Below are 21,464 nucleotides of genomic sequence, written 5' to 3' on the forward strand. Positions count from 1 at the left end.
TATCAAAGTCAAAAACGCGTTGCCGAATAACGTGCGAGGTCGAGCGGCGGCGAGCGCTGCACGATCAGATCGGCGACGATGCGCCCGCTCACCCCGGCCAGCGTCAAGCCGAGATGCTGGTGACCGAATGCGTAGATCACCCGCTCGCTCGCGCGCGAGCGTCCAAGTACCGGCACACCGTCCGGCAGCGTCGGACGAAAGCCGAGCCAGCTGCTATCCGGTGTATCGAGCGCGGGTAAGGCGCGCTTCGAAGAAAACGTCAGCAGGTCGATCAGCGAGCGGTTGCGCGTGTCGCCGAAGCCCGCGAGTTCGACGGTGCCCGCCACACGCAGGCCATCGCTCATCGGCGTCATGTAGAAGCCGCGTTCCGCCCAGCCGACCGGCCGCGAAACCAGTTGCTGCGCGCCCGGGAAACGGACGTGATAACCGCGCTCCGTATCCAGCGGCACAGGGTCGCCGCATTGTTTGGCGAACCGGGCGGAACGCGCACCGGTCGCGATCACTACGTGAGTGAAACGCCGCGTCGCGCCGGCCACGCTCAGCGCCGCACCTTCCGCGGCGGGCTGCACAGCGTCGACCGTCGAACGTTCCAGCGTCAATCCTTGTGCGGCAAGTTGCTGATAGAGCGTCTGCAGAAAGCCTTGCGGATCGGAAAAATGCCAGCTATTGCTGAACAGCACGCCGCGCTCGAATATCGGCGCGAGCGACGGTTCAAGCGCACGGATGTCGCTGCCCCCCAGCACGTTGAAGGTCACGCCGAGTTGTCGACGCAGATTGAGCGCGGGGCGCGCGGCATCGAACGAAGCCGCATTCGAATACAGATAAAGACATTCACGGGACCGGACAAAACTCGCCAGTTCCGCGTCGGCAAGGAGAGGCGCATAACCGTCATGCGCACAGTCGAGTAACGCGGCGAGTGCACCGGCGCTTGCTTCGTAGCGCTGCGGCAGCGAACTCATCATGAAACGCGCCAGCCACGGCGCGAGATGAGGCAGATAGCTCCAACGCAGTCTGAACGGACTTTCTTTGGACAGCAGAAAGCGCGGCAGATCGCGAAACACGGACGGGTTGTTGACCGGAATGCACGCATAGTGCGCGAAGGTTCCGGCATTGCCGAAAGACGCGCCCTGCCCCACGCCGGCCGGATCGAACAACGTGATTCGATGGCCGTCGCGCATCAGCGCCGCAGCGCTCGCAAGGCCGATGAATCCCGCACCGATGATGGCAATCTCCGACATCACTTGCGCCCTTCCATCGAGACGGCGCCGAGCGGCGATAGATAACCCGTTGCGGTGCCGTCGCTTTGCCGGCGTTTTGCAGCCAGCCAATACGCTGTGGAAACGACGGCCAGACTCGCAAGGCTCGCCATCAATTGCGGGCGAAGTGCCGGATCGGCGCCCATTGCCGCGAGCACGCCGACAATCGCCGCCACAACGGCGTAGGAAAGCCAGGGGAACAGCCACATGCGCAGCGTGAGACGTTCCGGCTCGCTGCGTTCGATGCGCCGGCGAATGCGGATCTGTGCGCAGGCCGTCGTCAGATAAACGAACAGCATGACCGCACCGGACGCATTCACGAGGAACAGAAATACGCCTTGTGGCGAGACGATCGCCGCGACAATGGCAAGGTAGCCCACCACGCTGCTCAACAACACAGCCAGTCGCGGCACTTTGTGTGGCGTCAGTTTGAGCAGCGCGCGCGGTGCGTCGTCACGCTCGGCGAGACGGAACAGAATCCGCGACGAAACGTACAAACCCGAGTTCAATGCGGACAGTACAGCGACCAGCACGATAGCATTCATGATATCCGCGGCACCCGGTATGCGCATGGTTTCCAGCGCGGCGACAAACGGTGAATGGCCTGTGACGATGCTGCTCCACGGCACAATGCACGCGATCAGAAACATCGATCCGACATAGAACGTGATGACCCGCAGAATGACTGAGCGTGTCATGGCGGCGACGCTTTTCGCCGGATCATCCGATTCAGCCGCGGCGATGGTGGCGATTTCCGCGCCGCCCACCGCGAAGATCACCGTCGGCACCGCTGCGAACACTGACATCGCACCGAACGGCATAAAGCCGCGGTGGTCGACCAGGTTCGTCACCGCGCTGCCGGTATGACCGAAGCCGAACACGTAGGCTGCACCGATCGCAATGAACACGATGATGGCAGCCACCTTGATCGACGCGAACCAGAACTCGAACTCCCCGTACGACTTCACCGAAAGCAGATTGATCAGCGTCATCACCGATAGCAGCACGAGGCCGATCACCCAGACCGGCGCCGGAATCCAGCGCTGCAAGATAGCCGCGCCCGCCACCGCTTCCACGGCGACCACGATCACCCAGAAGTACCAGTAGAGCCAGCCGCTGGTGAACCCAGCCCAATTGCCGAGGCCGATACGCGCATATTCGGTGAACGAACCGACGCCGGGCACCGCTAGCGCCATTTCGCCGAGCATGCGCATCACCATCAGTACGACGATGCCGGCCACGAGATACGACAGGCACGCAGCCGGCCCAACCGTGCCGAGCGTTGCACTGCTGCCGACAAACAGACCCGCGCCGATGATGCCGCCGAGCGCGATCATCGTGACATGCCGCTGGCGCAATGCGCTGCCAAGCTTGGGTGCGCTCTGGACTGGTGAGGACTGGGGGAAACTCATTGCGATGCTCCTGCAGACAGAATCCGGACACTGCCTGGCGACACCTGAACACGCGCGCCACCAGACAAACTCTGACAACCAGAATCACACAATATTTTTTTGTGTGCAATTAAAAACCACATTGTGTGGCCCTGGCATTTTCCCTGGATGGTCTGTGGCGCATTCCTTGCAGCCATGGACACCGCCGTGACCATGCCGTCCTGGTGAGCAGCTTTTTAAACGTTGCGCAGGTGCTTGTCTGGTATAGAATCGGCAAAATTCCGCACAATGGCGGACAAAGTCGATTTTGTATGGAGACATTGGTTCTTATGGCTTCTGGCAAAGACACGGCGCGCGGGGCCAATGGGGCGCCGGCGCAGATGAAGCGCTCCACCTATGTCGAGGTGTCCAGCTCGATCGAGAACGAAATTCGCAGCGGCGTGTATCCGCCGGGCAGCCGCTTGCCGCCGCAACGGCAACTGGCGACCGAACTGGGCATCAATGTGTCGACGGTGTCCCGCGCGTACAAGGAACTGCAGCTGCGCGGGCTGGTGATCGGCAGCAAGCGGCGTGGCTCGCTCGTAACGGGTGGCGCGATGCCGAGCGTCGAACCCGCGCAGGTGTCCGGCAACGCGGCGATCGATCTGACCGTCAACCGGCCGGCCACCGGCGAATTCCTGAACTGCCTCGCACGTACCCTGGCGGAATTGCCGCGCGATCCGCGCTACCCGCAATTGCAGGAGTACCAGCCACCGCAAGGGCCCGCCTGGGCGCGCGCCGCGGGTGCCCGCTGGATGGCCGCGCCGGGCTTCGCGCCGGCACCTGACCACGTGGTTGTCACGAGCGGCGCGCAGCACGGCCTGTATGCGGTGCTGAACAGCCTGATCGGCACTGACGGCGTGATCCTCGCCGATCAACTCACCTACTACGGGCTGAAAGCTCTCGCGCCGGTGTTCCAGTTCGAGATCGTCGGCATGCCGAGCGATCGCGACGGACTCCTGACTGACGAGGTGGAGCGTGCCTGCCGGCGTATGCCGGTCAAGGCCATCTTCACGGTGCCGAATCTGCAGAATCCGACCGTGACGACGATGAGTCTCGAGCGGCGCATGGCGCTCGTCGACATTGCACGACGGCATGGCGTGGCGATCATCGAGGACGACGTGTATGGGCCACTGGTTTCGCAGCGCCTGCCGACCATCGCGAGCCTGTGCCCGGAACTGACGTTCCACCTCGCGGCGACTTCGAAGATTCTCGCGCCCGGCCTGCGGCTCGGCTACCTGCTGAGCCCGCCGGACAGCTCCGCGCTGTGTGCGGAGGCGGTACGCACTACCGCATGGATGCCCGCGCCGATGTCGATGCTGATCGCGTCGATCTGGATCGAGGACGGCACCGCGCGCCACATCATGGACGCGCAGCTGGCCGAAATTCGCGCGCGACAGGATCTGGCCCGCGAGTTGTTGCCGCAGGAATTGCTGCAGACCGATCCGGCCTGCATGTTCGTGTGGCTCAAGCTGCCGCCGCCATGGCGTGCCGACGACTTTGCAGCGAATGCGAAAGCACGTGGCGTCGTGGTGATGCCGTCGTCGGCGTTTGCCGTGGACCGCTCGGAAATCGAGCACGGTGTGCGGATCAACCTCGCCTGCGCGACGAGCCGCGATCAACTCGTCAGCGCATTGCGGCTGTTGACAGGTACGCTGAAGGATCGTCCCCGGGCCTTGTTCGGCACGATCTGAAACTCGATCACCATGTGCATGGAAATCGGTGCGGGGCGTCGAGCCGCCGCACGATCTTCTAGTCAGTTTTCGGCCACGCTGCTGTCTTCTCCCTCGCGCATGCCGTGCGAGATGAGCAGACGGTATAGCGTGGTGCGCGAAATGCCGAGCTCGCGCGCGGCGTCGCCGAGCCGCCCGCGATGGCGCAACAGCGCGAGTTCGATGGCCTGCCGTTCCGCCGTCTCGCGCGCCTGGGCGAGCGTCACGGGCACAACCTCCACGTAGTTGGAGAGTTCGAGGTCGTCCGCGCCGATCGTGCGCCCCTCCGACATCACAATCGCACGACGAACCCGGTTGATCAGTTCCCGCACATTGCCGGGCCAGTCGTATTGATGCATCGCTTCGATCGCGTCCGGCGCAAACCCGTACACCCGCCGGCTCGCATCTTTCCGGTAGCGATCCAGCGTGTACAGCGCGAGCAATTCGATGTCCTTGCCACGTGCGCGCAGCGGCGGCTCGTCGATTCTCAGCACGCACAGGCGGTGATACAGATCCGCGCGGAAACGCCCGTCGTCGGTCGCGGCCTCCATATCGACGTGAGTGGCCGAAATGATGCGCACGTCGACGTCGATCGAATCCTTGCCGCCCAGCCGGTCGATCGTGCTTTCCTGCAGGAAACGCAGCAGGCTTGACTGACTCTCCAGCGGCAAGTCGCCAATTTCGTCGAGAAACAGCGTGCCACCGTGAGCGGCCTCGACGCGCCCTATCTTGCGCTGGTTCGCGCCGGTGAACGCGCCGCGCTCGTAGCCGAACAACTCGGACTGCAGCAGATGCGGCGGAATCGCGCCGCAGTTGATGGCGACGAACGGCGCGTCACGGCGCGGCGAGCGAGCGTGAATCGCCGCCGCGGTCAGCTCCTTGCCCGTACCGGATTCACCGTAGACAAAGACAGGCGCGTCGGTTGTCGCGACTTTGCGGATCGAGCGGAATAGCGCGAGCATGGCCTCGCAGGTGCCGATCATCTCGCCTTCGGCCATGGACGTATCGACGAAAAGGGGTTCGCCGAGCGAGATCATGCCGCAGGCATGGCCCACTGTATCGACGATCCTGTTGTTTGCAGCAGGGAGCGTCACGTAATCGAAGCAGTAGTCGCGCACCAGCCGGCGGATGGCGGCGTCATCGAGCTCCGGCGTGGCGGTCATTGCCACCCAGCCGACATTCGGCAACGCGAGGCACTCTTCCAGCGCGGCCATCTCATGAACGTCGAACACGCTCGACAGATCGACCAGTCCGCCCGCAAGCGAGCCGTCGTCGACAGCTCGCCGTACGTCTCGGACCGAGCCGATAACTTCGACCTCCCAATCGCGCTCCTCGAAGCTCGCCAGTAGATCCGGCGAAGCGTCGCGCGTGAAGTAGATGACACGCCGCGTAATGGCCTTCATTGTCTGCATTGTTTTTTGTTTTCCCGCAGAGCCCGCGCTGAGGCGCGCTGCGCTCAGACCTTCGTCACTGCGTTGTTCCTGCTGCCTTGCCGATCATACGCGGCTGCCGGGACGCCGCGAGGCGCCCTGACGATATTTGAAGATTCAGTTCGGAATCGACTCCGGCCATGGCGATCACACCAATCATCGCCGAGCCGATCATGCCATTGAATCGACGCTTAACGCCTCAATTTCCGGAAAAACCTGCGAATCTCGGTCGCGAGCTGATCCGGTTTTTCCATCGCGGCGAAATGGCCGCCGCCCGGCATGTCGGTCCATTGCACGACGTTGAAGGTCCGTTCGAGCCAACTGCGCGGCGGATGATTGATTTCCTTTGGAAAACGGGCGAATCCCACGGGCGGCACTACGCGCTGCCCTTCGGCGAAGCGCATTGGCTGCAGCCGGTTTTCCCAGTACATCTGTATCGCCGAGCCGATACTCTGCGTGAACCAGTAAAGCGAAATGTTGGTGAGCAACTCGTCTTTCGAAAACACCCGCTCGACCTCACCATCGCAATCGCTCCATGCGCGAAACTTCTCGCCGATCCACGCGGCGAGCCCTATCGGCGAGTCGTTCAGCGAGGCCGCCACGGTCTGCGGTTTCGTGCCGTGCATATGGGCGTAGCCGCCTTCGAGCGCGCCCCACGCGTTTTTCTCCTGCAGATAGGCTTCCTCCGCGGGCGTGAGCGGCGTCTGCGCAGCGCCGCTTGCGGGTTCGTAGGAACTCGGCAAGAAGTTGAGATGAATACCGTCGACACGCTCAGGGTGCCGGGCCGCGAGCGCGATCGAGACGCCCGCGCCCAGGTCGCCGCCCTGGGCGCCAAAGCGTTCGTAACCGAGGCCGCGCATCAGCGAGGCCCACAAATCCGCCACCTGAAACGCGGCAGTGCCGGCCTCGACGGGAGCCTGCGAGAAAGCGAAACCGGGCAGCGAGGGAACGACGACGTCGAACGCATCGGCCGGATCGCAGCCGAAGGCGGCCGGGTCGCATAAGCGGTCGAGCAGCGCGTGAAACTCGAAGAACGACCCCGGCCAGCCGTGCGTGATGACGAGCGGATAGCACGCCGGGCCAACGCCGCGTCGATGCACGAAGTGCACGCGCTGCCCTTCAACTTGGGCGAGAAATTGCGGCTGCAGATTCAAGCGGCGCTCCGCTTCGCGCCAATCGAAACGCCCGGCCCAGTACTGCGCCAGCTCGCGCAGCCACGCCGAATCGGCGCCTTGCAGCCACGCTGGCGACGGTGTCGCCGGAGCCCAGCGTGTCGCGCCAATACGCCTGCGAAGATCGTCGATGTCCGCGTCCGGCACGGCAATCTGAAACGGCTCTATCTGCATGTCAGTTCATCCGGTACAGGGTGTGGGGATAACGGGCGCTTCGCGTTCGATCGTGCCGATCACGGCCATTCAGCGGCGGCGAAGGCGCGAAGCGGGCACAGCAATCTGCATGGTACACAAAGGGCGGCCGGAGAGCTTGCGCGCCTGGGGACTGAATAGGGTCAGCGGCGCAAATAGAAAAAGCCCACAAAATGCGGGCTTTTCAGCTTACGTCACGCACCGCCCGCCTAGAAGCGGTGACGGATACCTATCGTGCCGACCACCTGCGAGTTGGTCGACGAGGCGCTCACGCCGACGATGTCGGCGGTAATGCCGGAGTCGCCCACGCTGCCGACGTGCTGGTATGCCGCTTCAACATACACGTCGGTACGCTTGGACAACGCATAGTCCGTCTGCAGCGTGATCTGCTGGTACTTCGGGCTCGCGCCGTTCAGACTTGCATCGGTGAACGTGTACGCGCCCGACACCGTCCATGCCGGCGTGAAGGCGTAACGTGCATTCACTTCATAGTTCGTGAAGCGCGCGCTGCCGGCGGTCAGCGCAAATCCGCTGCTCGTACCCGAGGCCGACGATCCGATCAAGGTGGGGTTGTTCAGTTGCGTCTGCGTGAACACGAGGCCGACGTTGGCCGCACCGAACGCATAATTCACGCCTGCGCCATAGGTGCGCTGACGGCTGGCGTTAAACGTGGAATCGCCGTTCGCCACGGCGCCGCTCGAGTTGGTCGTCGAGCCGCCGCCATTCAGTTGCAGATAGCCCGCGGCAACCTTCAGGCCGCCGAACGCGTACGACGCGCCCACGCTATAGGCGCGGCTATCGGCGAAGCCGCCCGCCGCATCCGAGAAGCCGTACAGGGCGCCGAACTTGAAGCCGCCATAGTCGACGCTCTGGAACTTGACCGCGTTGTTGATCCGCACCGAGTTGTTCAGGTTGTCGTTGTCATACGGGTGCGAGGCGAGCGTGCCGCCGTATTGCGTGCCATTGAGCGCGAGCGGCGCAAGATAGTCGACTACGCTGTCGTACTGGCGCCCGAGCGTAAGCGAGCCGAACTGGTCGCTCGACAGGCCCACGAAGGCCTGGCGGCCGAACTCACGACCGTTCTGACCCAGCTTGCCGTTCGATAGATTGAAGCCGTCTTCCAGCACGAAGATCGCCTTCAGGCCGTTGCCCAAGTCTTCCGAACCGCGCAGGCCCCAACGGTCGCCGTTCAGCATGCCGCTGGCCTGCTGATAGTTGGCGCTGCCACCCGAATTGCTGGTGTAGGTCAGCCCCGTGTCGATCAGGCCGTATAACGTGACCGAGCTTTGTGCGTGGGCGGCACCCGCGGCGCCGACGAGTGCGAGCGAGAGGCCCGACAATACGAATTTATTCATTGATTTCTCTCCGGAATTCAATAGCGGATGCCATTGAGTGGCGGAGAATATCCCACTGATCGAAATACTGTTTTTCAGTTAATTACGACGTTGCATTTGTGCGACGTCAGCGATTTTTTAGATTGCTGATCATTTCACGGGAACGAGCAATCTTCTGTTGAAAATGAAATGGAGCGCACGCCTCTCACGGGTGTGTTTCAAAGGCCCTATTCGGCGATTTCCCGTAGAGCAGAGCCTGCGCGGGGTTAACAGGAAGCCCATTCCAACAACTTGCGCAGGTCACTTATAATTCCCATTAATTTTCACAGGAATTATTTGAAATATGAATTAAGACAAATTAACCAATTCAGTCAATTGTTGCGCCAATCGAAAATAACCATTGTCAATTTTAAATGCACTACAAACCCACGCAAACGGCAAAAGCACAGATGAACCGCATTTGCCGTCTAATTCGCAAAAAGGCCATGCACAATAGCCGGATAGTGAGACCGACGGGCTCACCTTGACGCGACTCATCGCGTCGTTGCGCTAACCCGCGGGCCTGCGCAATCTCAGGGACGCGGTGCGACGGTCAGGCTCGGTGCGCCGCCCGGTCCGGCCGGGTCCGGATTGCCGAACGCGGGAAGCGCGCCGTCGGCACGGGCGCGGGCGATTTCCGAGCGCACCTGTGCACGTGTTTTCGCCCCACCCTCTGAATTCGCTGGCGTGCCGGCGGCGGGCGCGAGCTGAGGCCCCCACGCTGCGGTTTGTGCGGTTAGCCCGGCTTGCGGTACCGACGGCGCGGTGGATACAGGCGGTCTCGGCGCCGGGTCGGCAGGCGTGCTGGTTACGTTAGAGACTTCCGCCGCCTCAGCCGCAACGGAGGGTGACGAACGCGCAGTTGCAGGCGCGCCAACGCCAACGCCACTCGCGGCCCCGCCCGAGCTGCTGCCCGAGCTATCGGCGGCTACCGCGCTCTCAGGAGCCGATCGCGTCTTCGCATAACTGGAGGGCGTGTGGGTCGAGTGTTCGTGCGTCACGAAATGATTTTCATGATGACGGAGCGTGCTTCCGGAAGACGGCGACGAAGAGCGTGCCGGTTTCGCCCGATGCCGGGCCGGTTTTTCTGCTTGAACAATGGCCTGCGCCTGCTCCTCGCGCGCCGCCACTTCTCTTTGCAGCGCGACAACCCGGTCGTCACTCCGGTAGGCCGACCGTACCGCGTCCAGTTGCGCTTGCGCGGCGGCCAGATCGTTGCGCTGCAGACTGTGGCGCGCCGCCGCGAGATTCCCGGCAATGCTCGCCGCTGAGTCGCTGGGAGCCACAACCGGTCCAGTACTCACCGAGCCGGTGATCGTATCGCCGCGTGTGTCGGGAGCCGAGGCATTGTCATGCTCGAGGCCGGCTTCGTCCGCCGACAACCAGTGTTTGTCCGCCTGCGAAATATAAGCCGCGATCCCAACCACGCCGACAATGAGGCTCGTGAGAACGATCTTCCTGGGTTCGCTAATCATGACGTCTCCCTCTCGAATCGTGGACGTGCGCGTTCGCGGTATCGCAAACATGCCCGAATTCATCAAAGGGTTCGTAGCGAATTGATCGATGCCGTCGCAACGACCGCGAGTTCGGGCCGGTACAGTCACGTACGAATCGGAGTGCAAGCTGGATGCGCGCTATGTTCTATTTATAGTCGCCAAACGTCGGTTCGTCCGCATTCGCCTGGCGTGTTGTCCGAAAAAGCCAGCTTGCTGGCCAGCCATTTCTAGGACGATTGTTTGAACTGCGAAGCAATCAAAAGCGGATTTGAATTCCGCGTTTCAATCCGGCGCATGCAGTGCATGCGCTACACGAGCGGTCCTTCCGCCTGCTTGCCGCGCACGGCCACCGCAATCGAACTGCCCACAATCAACGCAATGCCGAGCAGCGACATGCTGCCGATCGTCTCGCCCCACGCAACATAGCCGAACAAAGCCGCCCACACGATGCTGGTGTAGTTATACGGCGCGAGCGCACCGGCGTCTGCCTGTCGAAATGCCATCGTCATCAGCAACTGCCCTGCCGTAGCAAATCCGCCGAGCAAGGCCATCACCGCGAGTGCCTGAAGCGACGGCGTGCGCCACGCAAAAAATAGCGATGCCCCGGTCACGATCGTGCCGATCACCGTGAAATACAACACCGTGGTGCCCGAATCGTCGGTGGCGCGAATCCGCTTGATCTGAATGATCGACAACGCGCCGAAAAACGCGCTCGCGATCAGCAGGACCGGCCCGAGCCAACTCGAATGCGAGCCATCAGGCCGCACCACGAAGAGCACGCCGACAAAACCGACCGCGGCGGCCAGCGCATCGCGCGGCTGGAGTGTTTCCTTCAGGATGAACGGTGCAAGCACGATGACCAGCAAAGTTTCCGAGTAGACGATCGCCACCGCTTCGCTGAGCGGGACATAGGGCAGCCCCGCAAAGAACAGTCCCGAGGCGCCTAGCAAGGTCAGCGCGCGCAGCGTCTGGCCGCGCACGTCCATGTGCCGGAGACGCTCGATGAGCGGTTTGCCGTGCAGGCAAACCGCGATGGCGGGCAACAAGCCGAACAGCATCCGGAAGAAGGTCACCTCATTGGCCGGATAGGCGAGCGCCACGGACTTCGCCAGTGCGTCGACGAGCGCGAAGCAGAACATCGAAACAAGAATCAGCGCAATGCTGCGCAACGGCACGGCTGCATTGCGAACGGCAGTGATGGGCGGCATGAATTTTCCTGACAGCGCGCGAAGCAGCGCGTCGCTTAGGTTTCGCCCCCGGTGAAAGCGAGGCGTAATCGGAAAACGGATTATGCCTGCTGCGCCTCGCGCCATCGACTGCGAAAAACCGTCCCCTCCCATTGCGCCGTCAGCGCGTGCCTGAGCGCTTGTCTGACACTCCGCCCTTCGTTTGCACCATTGCGGGTAAGTACCGATACAGGTCTTGCCAACTAATAATATTATTAATACCGATTTCCGCATCCATGGGGCTTGGACACGCCGTCCTTTGCCTCATTCAGATTTAATAATAATTATGACCATCTATTAAGCGGGGACATCAGGAGATACAGGTGCGCAATTACTTTGTGCTAGCGGCGCTCGCCATGCTGGGCGCTTGCGGCGGTAATGACGGTTCGCCGGACGTGGCTGCGTCAGCGAACAGGCAGGTCGCGGCAGTCGACGCCTCGGCAGCGTCAGCAGCCTCGGCGGCCGCTCTGGCGGATACAGCCAACGTGGAAGCCGAGTTCAGAGCGGCGAAGACCATCCCCCTTGGGATGAAGACAACAACGCCGCCGCTCGTGATCGCGGACCCTACCCTCAACCTTCCGCCGTACACGCCACCACCCCCGCCCACTCCGGTTTCCACCACGACCCTCAACTTCGGCGACTTCACCAGCTACCTCGCACCCGGATCGACCCAAGGCTGGCAGCCCGGCGCGAGCAGTTCGACCATCACGATTCCCCCGCCGGCCACCAACGGCACGGGCGCCGGCGACAAAACCGTTGCGCTCGCAAGCACCTATGCCACGGCGTCCTATGAAGCGGATGTGACGGTCAGCGCGCCGGTGGGCAACGGCGCCGCGAATGCCGGCTTTATCGTGCGTACGACGAACCCCACCGCGGGCGGCCCCGATAGCCTGACCGGCTATTACATCGGCCTCGATACGGGTTCGCACGTGCTGCAGGTCGGCCGGGAAAACAACAACTGGACGAGCTTCATCGCGTACCCGATGAGCACGATCGTGGGCGGCAGCACGCACCACCTGAAGGTCACGACGAGCGGCACGGCCATCACCGTCGATCTCGACCAGCAGCGCGTGATCAGCGTCAACGATGCCACCAACGCACTCCCCACAGCATTCCAGTCGGGCAGCTTCGGGCTGCGGCGATTCGGCGTCGGCGCGACCTTCAGCAACATCACGATCCGCACGTATCCGAGCGTGACGTCACCCAGTTTCGATTTTTCCAAGGTTGTCGGTGCGGTCTACACGCCGTCCAATGCAGTGAATGCGATCGACTTCTGGGAGAACTACGACCCTGAGATCGTGAATCGTGAGCTGACCTACGCGCAAACGTACGGCATGAACACGATTGCCGTGTACTTGCACTATCTCGTGTGGGCGAACGATCGTGTCGCATTCCTTAGCAAGTTCGAAAACCTGCTGAAGATCGCCGCGCGGCATGGCATCAAGGTCTCGCCAATTTTCTACGACGATTGCTGGAATCCGACGCCCGCCTATGGTCCGCAACCCGCGCCGGTCTGGGGCGTGCATAACAGCCAGTGGGTGCAGTCGCCAGGCACACCGGTCGAGCAGGCGTATTTCCAGCCCACAACGGCCAATGCGAGCACGACGTACAAGGCGAGTCTCGCGAACTACATCACCGACTTCGTCGCGCCGCACCGCAACGACCCGCGCATCATCTTCTGGGAGCCGATGAACGAACCGGGCTGCAGCGGTAACGGCTCGTTGCAGCAAACGCGCGCCGTGATGATGAACGACGCGCGCATCGCGATTCTGAATGCGGGCGCGACACAGCCGATCAATTCGCCGCAAGTGCAGGAGGACGAAGGCACGTATTTCTCGGACTTTTACGCGTTCCATCCGTACGGCAACCCGTACACGGGTCCGGTGAACGGCAGCAATGTCAGCGCCCTGAATTCCGAAACGCTGCAGCGGGGCTTCCCCGGCACGACGGGGCAGACGATGCCCGGGATTGTGTCGAACTACGGCGGCACCACGGGCTTCGTCGTGTGGGAACTGATGATCGGCCGCACCAATACGCGCTTCCACTGGGGGCAGGTGCCGAGCGCGCCCGCCACCGTCGAGCCGGCAACGCCCTTCCAGGGGACGATCTATCCGGACGGCCACCCGTGGCAGACCTCGGAGGTCCAGGCGTTGACGGGTGGATTCGATGTGAAGCTGCCGGTGCTGCAGGTCGGCTACTACAACGATCCGACTTTCAGCAGCGCGCCGGTCAAGACGTCGGTCACGCCGTTGATCGACTTCGACCTGAACACCGAACGCGGCACCGATTCGCCTGACGCCTCCGCGGGAATCAACGCGACCGGTTATGGCGTGAGGTGGACCGGCGCGATAGAGGCCGCCAGAACCGGGCTCTATACGTTCTCGATCAACAGCGACAACGTGGCGCGCCTGTGGATCAACGGGGTGCGGGTCATCAACAAGAAGACCTCGACGCTAGCCACCGTGAGCGGCACGACCTGGCTCACCGCGAAGCAGCGCGCCTCGATCAAGGTGGAGTATGTGCACGGAACGGGCCCGGCGAGCATGCATCTGTCGTGGTCGAGCCCAACGGCGCGCAATCCTGGGGCACTGAGGATCGTGCCGTCGGATTCGCTGGTGACGTCGAACTGACGGAGCGATCGTTTCACCGGTCGGCAACGCGGCAGCAACTGCCGACCGGTGGTTTCGTCGCCAGTCAGAATTGGCGGGGACGCCGATGCGTAAAAACAAAAGCGGTGTGCGCGAGAGCGCCAGCGCATATCCGCTGCAAAGCGCCCTTTCAGCCGTTACCGCCGTGCCACAGCGTGAGCTTGTTCACCACGACCAGCACACCCGGCACAGTTCGGGCGATTTGCTCTGCTTGCCGGATCTGATCGGCGCTATGGACTGTACCGCTCAGGATTACCGCGCCATCGCGTGCGCGCACGAACACGCCTGACACATTAAAGCCGGGGGCCTTGTCGAGCGCTTGCCTGACTGCCATCGACAGACTGCTGTCGGACGACTGCGCGGCCTTGCCGCTTGCCATTGCCCGGGACACGTCCGTGTTCGACATCTCACCGCCCGTCTGCACGCAAGCCGAAAGCGCCGTGGTCATGCATACGGCTGCCAGCAGGCCATGGTCTCGTTTGCGGTTCATGTTTTTGTCCGATGGAAAGTCGCGACGCGGCCCAAAATACTGTATAAAAACACAGTATAATGGTCCCTATGGATGGCCCTCTGCTTCGTGTCCGGGCTATTGCTCCCCAAGGTTTGAATCATGGTGTTCCAGCAAGGCCTGTTTGCCCCCGAGCCCGTGACCCTCGTCAATGACAAGGAAGGCGGAATTCGCTATTTGCCTGATCCGATCCCGGCAATTACCGCGCAACAGTGGCTCGAGCAGTCACTTGAAAATATCGGCTGGATGAGCCAGCAGCGCATGATGTACGACCGGGAAGTGGCGGTGCCGCGCCTGCTCGCCACCTTCGCCCGGGAAGCAGAAGATCTGCCTGCGCCGCTCGGCGAAGCATTTGAGGCCGTCCGCGCGCTGCTCGGTGCGCCATTTAATCGCGTCGGTCTCAATCTCTACCGCGACGGTAACGACAGTGTCGCGCTCCACGGCGACAAAACGGAAAAACTGGTGCCGGGCCAGCCAATTGCCATCGTCTCGCTCGGCGCGAGCCGCCGCATGTCGATCCGCCCAAAGGCAGGTCCTGGCCGGATGGTGCATGTGGAGCTGGAACCCGGCAGTTGCATCGTCATGAGCTACGCCTCGCAATTCACGCACGAACACGGCATTCCCAAGCTGGCCGCTGTGACAGGGCCACGTATCAGCCTCGCGTTTCGCTGCTATGCCGGGTGAGGTTGCCTGAGGCCGGCGCGCCGGCTTCTAACCGAGCTTCGCGAGCAGCGCTTTGGCCGCGGCTTCCGAAGACGCGGGATTTTGCCCCGTGATCAGATTGCCCGCGATCACGACATGCGATTGCCAGTCCGGCCCCTTCGAATAGCGGCCGCCGTTCTTCTTCAGCATGTCTTCGACGAGGAAAGGCACAACATCGGTAAGACCGACCGCCGCTTCCTCGGAATTGGAAAAGCCGGTAACCGGTTTTTCGCGTACGAGCAGCGCCTGATCCGCTAACTTCGTATGCCGTAGCACAGCGGGCGCGTGGCATACCGCAGCGACCGGTTTTCCGGCGGCATAAAGCGCTTCGACCAGTGCAATCGAATGCGGGTCTTCGGCAAGATCCCACAGCGGCCCGTGACCGCCGGGATAAAACACCGCGTCATAGTCCGCTGCCGATACCGTGGAGAGCTTCGCGGTATTCGCGAGCGCGGCTTGCGCGTCCGGATCCTTGCTGAACCGGCGGGTTGCGTCAGTCTGCGCGTCGGGGTCGTCGCTCTTCGGGTCGAGCGGCGGCTGGCCGCCTTTGGGCGACGCGAGCGTCATCTCGACGCCGGCATCCTTGAACACGTAATACGGCGCGGCGAACTCTTCGAGCCAGAAACCGGTCTTCCGGCCAGTATTACCGAGCTGGTCATGTGAAGTCAGCACCACCAGGATCTTCATGGAAACCTCGCGAGTCGGTTCAATTCGCGCTGCGCAGAACTTCGGAGCGGAGTCGCCAGCTTCGCGCGTTCTGGCAGTATAGGCGGCTATCCGGCCCGCAGAAGAATCCCGCCCGCGCTAGACGACATAAATTTCCGGGTTCTCCACCAGCGGCAAAAACTGCCCGGTACGTCCGTCAAGCGCGAGCATCGTGCCGCTTTCGATATCGAAAATCCAGCCATGCAAACGCAGCGTCTTGTTCGCCAGACCCACGGCCACCGAAGGATGCGTACGAATGTTCGAAAGTTGAGCGATCACGTTATCTTTGACCAGCGCGTCGAGACGTTCGACATCCGATGAATAAGTTCGTGACGCGTTGATCGCTTTCGCCGCATCGGCATGACGCAGCCACCCTGCCACCGCCGGCAGATGATCGAGGTTCTTGCACGTGCAGATCGCCGTCATTGCCCCGCAATTGGAGTGCCCGCAAATCACGATGTCCTGCACGCCGAGTACCGCCACCGCGTATTCGACGGTGGCCGACACGCCGCCGGGCTCGGGACCGTATGACGGCACGATGTTGCCCGCGTTGCGGATGACGAACAGCGCGCCGGGTTCCACCTGTGTCAGCAATTCGGGAACGACACGGCTGTCCGAGCAGGTCACGAACAGCGTGCTCGGACTTTGCGCCGTCGACAAACGCTTGAACAATGCGCTCTGTTGTGGGAAGACTTCGCGTTGAAAGCGGGCTAGTCCTTCGATAATTTTCTGCACGACGTTCTCCGGATAATCAAAGCCTCGACCTGCCGATTTTGCGGCAAAGGCCCAAGGCATATCTGCGATCGGTTCGTGCAAGACTATACCGTAACCGCCCTACCGCTTTAACCCGCGGCGCGAGACGCCACAGGCCTGCGGTCGGTCAGTCTGGATCAAGCTTATGCAGGTCAGTCACATCTGCGCGCATCTTCGGCGAAGCTGACGCTTCAATGGCCATACATCGCGTTCCAGTCAGCCTCTGAGACTGCCGCCCGGCCGCTTTGCGACGAACCCGCGGCGCTGCCGCCGTAACCGCTCGTGTTGCTCGTGTCGTTATTTCGCGCGGCAATCCGTGCCTGCGCAGCCTGAATTGCGTCCGGATAATGCGCCTCGTCGCCGTCTCCAACGTGATACCCCGCCTGCTGGAGTTGGACCAGTTCGGCACGCACCTGCTCACGGGTGATGCGGGAATTCGATTGCGCAAAAACGGTGGCCGAAGCGGCAAGCGAGGCAACGATAACGACGGCCTTGATCAAGGACTTCATGATAAAAACAAGCTCCGATGATTGATGGTGCGCGGCGCGCCGGGTGATGTTCTCCGTGACCGCTGAGCCCAATATAGGCGCGGGCGTCTCCCGGAGTAACGGGTGCTCATCGAAGGGATTGTTGTTGAATCTGGAGAAATCGCCCGCGCGTGCACTGCTCTGCATCGACAGCAGGCGGCCAGATATGGGATGTGTTCGGGTGCCGGGACACCAGGCGATGTGCTGGTGAAAAGCGCGTTGAGCAGACCCGGCGTGCAGATGCCGGACCCGCCCTCCAGTGTCAGGATTCGGGCCGCTCAGGCCTCAGTTGAAATCCCCGGTTTCGAGTTCGACGGATTGTCCTCCGTTTTTTTCGAGCACGCGCCGCGTAGCATTTTCAATCCGCGCGCGATTGGCCTCGAAAGTCCCGACCAGATCGTGGGCCGACGGGCCGCCATTGCCGAAATGGTCGTTTAGCGCATCCAGCGACACGCTGCACCAGACGTCGGCTCCATCGACATTGGCTTCGAAGGCGACGCGCGCCGCTGCCACCACTTCACGGCGTCCGGTGAATTCGATCCTCATAATGACCCTCCATTTGGCGAAAGTCATGCTGACCCGCAAAGGCCATGCCAAGCCGGTTCAACGCGACTTCGATCTCACTCCGGCCCAACTACGGTTATCCGCGTCAGCACACATTCTCCGCAAGGTGCATACTCGACATCGGCCGCCTTCGGGCGGCCGCGCTTATGCGTCGCGGCATGCATGTCGCCTGTTACGCCGTCAGACGCCTCCAACATCCTAATACTACCCGCCCCATGTCCCGCAGCCCGCAATCGTCGCGTCCGTTAGTCATTGCCGCCGTCATGGCTTCGATGGCGATGGTCGCCATCGAAGCCACCATCGTCTCCACCGCCATGCCTCAGATCGTCGCGCAACTTGGCGATCTGCATCTGTATAGCTGGGTTTTCTCGTCGTTCCTGCTCACCCAAACCGCGATGACCGTGGTCTTCGGCAAGCTCGCCGATCTCTACGGACGCAAGCCGGTCATGCTCGCCGGCATCGCGATCTTTCTGCTCGGCTCGGTGCTGGCCGGCTTCGCCTGGTCGATGCCCGCGATGATCGTGTTCCGTCTGATTCAGGGCGTGGGCGCCGGCGCGATCCAGCCGGTCACCCTGACCATCGTCGCCGATCTCTATCCGGCGCGCGAACGCGGCAAGGTGCAGGGTTATCTCGCCAGCGTGTGGGCCATTTCAGCGGTGATCGGTCCGATGGTGGGCGGTTTCATCATCCACAATCTGTCCTGGGCGTGGATCTTCTGGATGAACGTGCCGATCGGGCTCGCCTCGGCAGCCGGCTTCATTGCGTTCCTGCGCGAATCGGAGCGGCATGCGCGGCCGTCGATCGACTTCGCGGGCGCGGCGCTCTTCATGGCGGCGATCGCGGCATTGATGATGGCGCTGACTTACGCCGGCGACGACGACATCGCAAAAGCCTCGCTCGCTGGCGGCGCATTCGCGTTGTGCCTGCTGTTGTTCGTCTTCCAGGAACGCCGCGCGGCTGAGCCGATGATCTCATTCGCGCTATGGAGCCGCCGGCCGATTGCCGCGTGCAATGCCGCCACGGTGCTGTCCGGCATGATCCTGATGGGCGCCACCACCTTCCTGCCGATGTATGTTCAGGGCGTGCTGCATCGCTCGCCCGTGGTCGCGGGTCTCGCGCTCACCATGATGATGGTGGGCTGGCCGGCGGGCGCGACGCTCGCGGCAAAATCGTTTCACCGCATCGGCTTGCGGCGCATTCTGATCGGCGGCAGCGCGTTCGTGCCGCTCGGCGCGGTACTGCTGCTGTTCCTGCAGCCCGGCGGCTCGCCGCTCATCGCGGCGTTCGGCTCGCTCATCATGGGCTTCGGCATGGGCACCTCGAGCGTCAGTTCGCTCGTGCTGATCCAGGAGATCGTCAAGATGGACGAGCGCGGCAGCGCCACCGCATCGAATCTTTTTTCGCGCAATCTCGGCAGCACGTTGGGCGCGACGCTGTTCGGCGCGGTGCTCAACTTCGGGCTCAGTCACTCGAAGGACGTCGCCGTGGTCACCTCGGATCAGTTGAAAGCGCTGCTGCAGAATCAGGTCACGAGTCTCGCCAACAGCGACATGATCCGCATGGTGCTGCATCAGTCGCTGCACCTGACCTTCATCTCGATCTTCGTGATTGCGATTTTTGTGGTCGTGCTGCTGGGCTTCGTGCCGGCGATCAGCATCGGAGGGGCGAAGCAGGTCCCGCTTGAAGCGTTTTCGCCGCTCGAGGACTGACCGCCGCTAACTGCTACAGACTACGCGCCGCGCGCAGGCAATGCGGCGGCGAAGAAGTCGATCGCCCGTTGCGCCGTTTGCGCATGCACCGCATCGCGATCGACACCTGGACTGTCCTTGCAGATGGTCGCAAGACGCTCGACCGCACCGGGTAAGCAGGTGTCGAGAAACGTATAGTGCGCCGCGCCCGGCACCATCGTAATGGTCGCTTTCGGCAGTAGACCCGCGATGCGATGGATGTTGGTGTCCACCGGCGCGGTCACGTCGGCCTCGCCCGCGAGCAGTGAGATCGGAATGTCGACGTCCGCGAACGAGTGACTATCGAATGCTTCGCCCAGCGCCGGTGCGATTGCAAAGACCGCCTTGACGCGCGGGTCCCGGTACGAATCACCGGCGCGGGCGCGGGACGCCTTCGTTTCGGGCGAAAGCGTGGCGAGCGTCAACGCAGGCGCTTGCGGGTCCTCGTGAATCCGGGCGGCTTCCGGCGGATGGCAGATGGCATCGGCCTGCGGTCCAGTACAGAAACGCTCGAAGGCCGGCAAATTGGTTCGCGCACCCGCCAGTTCAAGAACCGTGTACCCGCCGAGCGAGAAACCCACGGCGCCGATCCGGTCCCGGTCGACGTGCGGACCCAGCATCGGATCGGCAAGGACGCCGTCCAGTACTTCACTCGCGTCCGTGGCGCGTTCCCACCAGAGCATGAAGCCATCGCGGGTCATCGGCTCCAGTGCGTTGTTACCCGGATGATTGGCGCCCGCCACGATATAGCCCTGAGCGGCAAGCGCCGCTGCGAGCCAGTCGAGGCTGTCCGCGCTGCCGCCGGTACCGTGCGAGAGCACGAGCAGCGGATATTTCGCCTGCGCATTCGACAGATGGGCATCCACGACAGCCGGGTGCCCGTGAAAGAGCGGACGACCCGGCGCGCCCAGATCATGCGTGAGTTCCGGACGTGCCGGATCGGCCGGATACCAGACGGTCGTTACCAGCGCTTCGGTGCGCGCTCCACGCCAATTGCGCGCGACGTCGGGATGGAAGACGCGAGCCGTCTCGCCCACGTGCCAGGCGGGCTGATCCGCCGGCACGGCCGCGCCCGCCCACAACAACGCCGCCGAACACGCGAGGGCGGCACAAGCTCGACTAAACATGGTTAGTCCTTGCGAATGGGAATCATCAGATCCGTGACGCACGCGTGCTGCAAACCGGCTATCTCCGGATTCCGGTACACCTCGAGCAGCGGCCGGTTGTCGCGCGCATAGCCGCTTTGCGGCAGCCAGCCGCCATGGAGCGCCTGGAAGGTCGGCGCGATCAACGCATACGGGCCGACCAGCCGATGAACCGCATACAGTCCGCCCTCCACCCGCAACGCCTCGATTGCATCGCCCTCATCCGGCACGCCATGAGACATGGCGACAATGCCCGCGTGATAGCGAAAACCGCCAGGCCGGGCCGGATCGCGCGTACAGACGCCAACGCGCTGGTCCTTGAGCGCGTCCTCGCCGCAGCCCAGCCGTTCCATCAGCGAGCGAAAGGTCTGGCCGATCGTCGCGACCGGGCCTTCGTGGCGCAGGCACAAGAGATCGAGCGGCGCGATCTCCGTGAGTTCGACCGGCGGCAAAGCCGACATCGGGCTTTCGGCCGTGCCTGCCCCTCGGGTCTCGCCCGCTTCGCTTGCTCTGCCCGCTCGGGACGGCGCGGCCAGCCGTTTTTGCCGCGCCTTGAATTCGCTCGGCGTCACCCCGGTGAAACCACGAAACGCGCGCGCAAAGGCCTGCGGACTGTTGTAACCGGCGTCGTGCGCGACCGTGGTGATCAGAGCGCCGGTGCGGGTCAAGCGTTGCGCGGCCTGGGCAAGCCGCAGGCGTTGCACGGTCTCGACCACGCTCTCGGCCGTCAATGCACGATAGATGCGATGGAAGTGATACGGCGAGAGATGCGCCACCGCGGCAAGGCTCTCGAGCGTATGCGGCGCGCCTGGCTCCACCAGAATCGCCTCGATTACGCGGGCGATCCGTCGACGATAATCGCGTTCGGTGCTGGGCTTCATCATGGCGCTAGGATAGC

General features: G+C 62.7%; 18 protein-coding genes. 4 read left to right on the top strand and 14 right to left on the bottom strand.

Translation table 11 applies throughout. The features are described 5' to 3' along the window. Nucleotides 1-8: 8 nt before the first annotated feature. On the bottom strand, nt 9-1,238 hold the full coding sequence (locus BCY88_RS03780; protein WP_120342949.1) for an NAD(P)/FAD-dependent oxidoreductase: 1,230 nt from the start codon (nt 1,236-1,238) through the stop codon (nt 9-11). After that, a complete protein-coding gene (locus BCY88_RS03785; RefSeq protein WP_120342950.1) occupies nt 1,238-2,668 on the bottom strand; it encodes an amino acid permease in 1,431 nt (476 codons plus the stop codon). Before BCY88_RS03785 ends, BCY88_RS03780 begins: the two co-directional genes overlap by 1 nt. A gap of 308 nt (nt 2,669-2,976) precedes the next feature. Here BCY88_RS03785 and BCY88_RS03790 point away from each other — a divergent pair, with 308 nt between their 5' ends. Then, a complete protein-coding gene (locus BCY88_RS03790) occupies nt 2,977-4,380 on the top strand; it encodes an aminotransferase-like domain-containing protein (protein WP_120342951.1) in 1,404 nt (467 codons plus the stop codon). Between the two features lie 62 nt (nt 4,381-4,442). On the opposite strand, the gene BCY88_RS03795 is transcribed toward BCY88_RS03790, so the two are convergent. From BCY88_RS03795 to BCY88_RS03815, 5 genes are all read right to left on the bottom strand, one after another. Further along, a complete protein-coding gene (locus BCY88_RS03795; protein ID WP_120343000.1) occupies nt 4,443-5,801 on the bottom strand; it encodes a sigma-54 dependent transcriptional regulator in 1,359 nt (452 codons plus the stop codon). 218 nt (nt 5,802-6,019) lie between these two features. Beyond that, nucleotides 6,020-7,174, bottom strand: a complete 1,155-nt coding sequence (locus tag BCY88_RS03800; RefSeq protein WP_120342952.1) for an epoxide hydrolase family protein — start codon at nt 7,172-7,174, stop codon at nt 6,020-6,022. Between the two features lie 227 nt (nt 7,175-7,401). Next, the gene (locus BCY88_RS03805) at nt 7,402-8,547 is read right to left on the bottom strand and encodes a porin (RefSeq protein ID WP_120342953.1); all 1,146 of its coding nucleotides are present in this window, start codon (nt 8,545-8,547) and stop codon (nt 7,402-7,404) included. A 551-nt stretch (nt 8,548-9,098) separates the two neighbouring features. Beyond that, nucleotides 9,099-10,040: a DUF4148 domain-containing protein gene (locus tag BCY88_RS03810; protein WP_183081267.1), complete on the bottom strand. Its 942-nt coding sequence runs from the start codon at nt 10,038-10,040 to the stop codon at nt 9,099-9,101. A 329-nt stretch (nt 10,041-10,369) separates the two neighbouring features. Next, on the bottom strand, nt 10,370-11,269 hold the full coding sequence (locus BCY88_RS03815; protein WP_120342955.1) for a DMT family transporter: 900 nt from the start codon (nt 11,267-11,269) through the stop codon (nt 10,370-10,372). 341 nt (nt 11,270-11,610) lie between these two features. On the opposite strand from BCY88_RS03815, the gene BCY88_RS03820 reads away from it, so the two are divergent. Then, nucleotides 11,611-13,917, top strand: a complete 2,307-nt coding sequence (locus BCY88_RS03820; RefSeq protein ID WP_259461228.1) for a PA14 domain-containing protein — start codon at nt 11,611-11,613, stop codon at nt 13,915-13,917. 148 nt (nt 13,918-14,065) lie between these two features. Here the strand turns inward: BCY88_RS03820 and BCY88_RS03825 are convergent, their stop codons facing one another. Beyond that, entirely contained in the window at nt 14,066-14,425 is a 360-nt protein-coding gene (locus BCY88_RS03825; RefSeq protein ID WP_259461229.1) for a BON domain-containing protein, read from the bottom strand. Nucleotides 14,426-14,545: 120 nt separating this feature from the next. Here BCY88_RS03825 and BCY88_RS03830 point away from each other — a divergent pair, with 120 nt between their 5' ends. Then, on the top strand, nt 14,546-15,127 hold the full coding sequence (locus tag BCY88_RS03830) for an alpha-ketoglutarate-dependent dioxygenase AlkB family protein (RefSeq protein WP_120342957.1): 582 nt from the start codon (nt 14,546-14,548) through the stop codon (nt 15,125-15,127). 27 nt (nt 15,128-15,154) lie between these two features. Here the strand turns inward: BCY88_RS03830 and BCY88_RS03835 are convergent, their stop codons facing one another. The 4 genes from BCY88_RS03835 to BCY88_RS03850 form a co-directional block, all read right to left on the bottom strand. Beyond that, nucleotides 15,155-15,832 carry a type 1 glutamine amidotransferase domain-containing protein gene (locus tag BCY88_RS03835; RefSeq protein ID WP_120342958.1) on the bottom strand — a complete coding sequence of 226 codons (678 nt, stop codon included), beginning with the start codon at nt 15,830-15,832 and terminating at the stop codon, nt 15,155-15,157. Between the two features lie 117 nt (nt 15,833-15,949). Continuing rightward, nucleotides 15,950-16,585, bottom strand: a complete 636-nt coding sequence (locus BCY88_RS03840) for a carbonic anhydrase (protein WP_120343002.1) — start codon at nt 16,583-16,585, stop codon at nt 15,950-15,952. 209 nt (nt 16,586-16,794) lie between these two features. Further along, nucleotides 16,795-17,112: a DUF4148 domain-containing protein gene (locus BCY88_RS03845; RefSeq protein WP_120343003.1), complete on the bottom strand. Its 318-nt coding sequence runs from the start codon at nt 17,110-17,112 to the stop codon at nt 16,795-16,797. 303 nt (nt 17,113-17,415) lie between these two features. Continuing rightward, complete coding sequence (locus tag BCY88_RS03850) at nt 17,416-17,676, bottom strand: DUF1488 family protein (RefSeq protein ID WP_120307689.1); 261 nt, start codon at nt 17,674-17,676, stop codon at nt 17,416-17,418. 233 nt (nt 17,677-17,909) lie between these two features. Between BCY88_RS03850 and BCY88_RS03855 the strand changes: the two genes are divergently transcribed. After that, the gene (locus tag BCY88_RS03855; protein WP_120342959.1) at nt 17,910-19,403 is read left to right on the top strand and encodes an MDR family MFS transporter; all 1,494 of its coding nucleotides are present in this window, start codon (nt 17,910-17,912) and stop codon (nt 19,401-19,403) included. A gap of 20 nt (nt 19,404-19,423) precedes the next feature. On the opposite strand, the gene BCY88_RS03860 is transcribed toward BCY88_RS03855, so the two are convergent. Next, on the bottom strand, nt 19,424-20,548 hold the full coding sequence (locus BCY88_RS03860) for an alpha/beta hydrolase family protein (RefSeq protein ID WP_120342960.1): 1,125 nt from the start codon (nt 20,546-20,548) through the stop codon (nt 19,424-19,426). A gap of 2 nt (nt 20,549-20,550) precedes the next feature. After that, nucleotides 20,551-21,450 (bottom strand): AraC family transcriptional regulator, encoded by a 900-nt coding sequence (locus tag BCY88_RS03865; RefSeq protein ID WP_404935669.1) that lies wholly within the window; start codon nt 21,448-21,450, stop codon nt 20,551-20,553. Nucleotides 21,451-21,464: the final 14 nt, after the last annotated feature.

The organism is Paraburkholderia fungorum (genome assembly GCF_003610895.1).
Lineage (GTDB): Bacteria > Pseudomonadota > Gammaproteobacteria > Burkholderiales > Burkholderiaceae > Paraburkholderia > Paraburkholderia fungorum_B.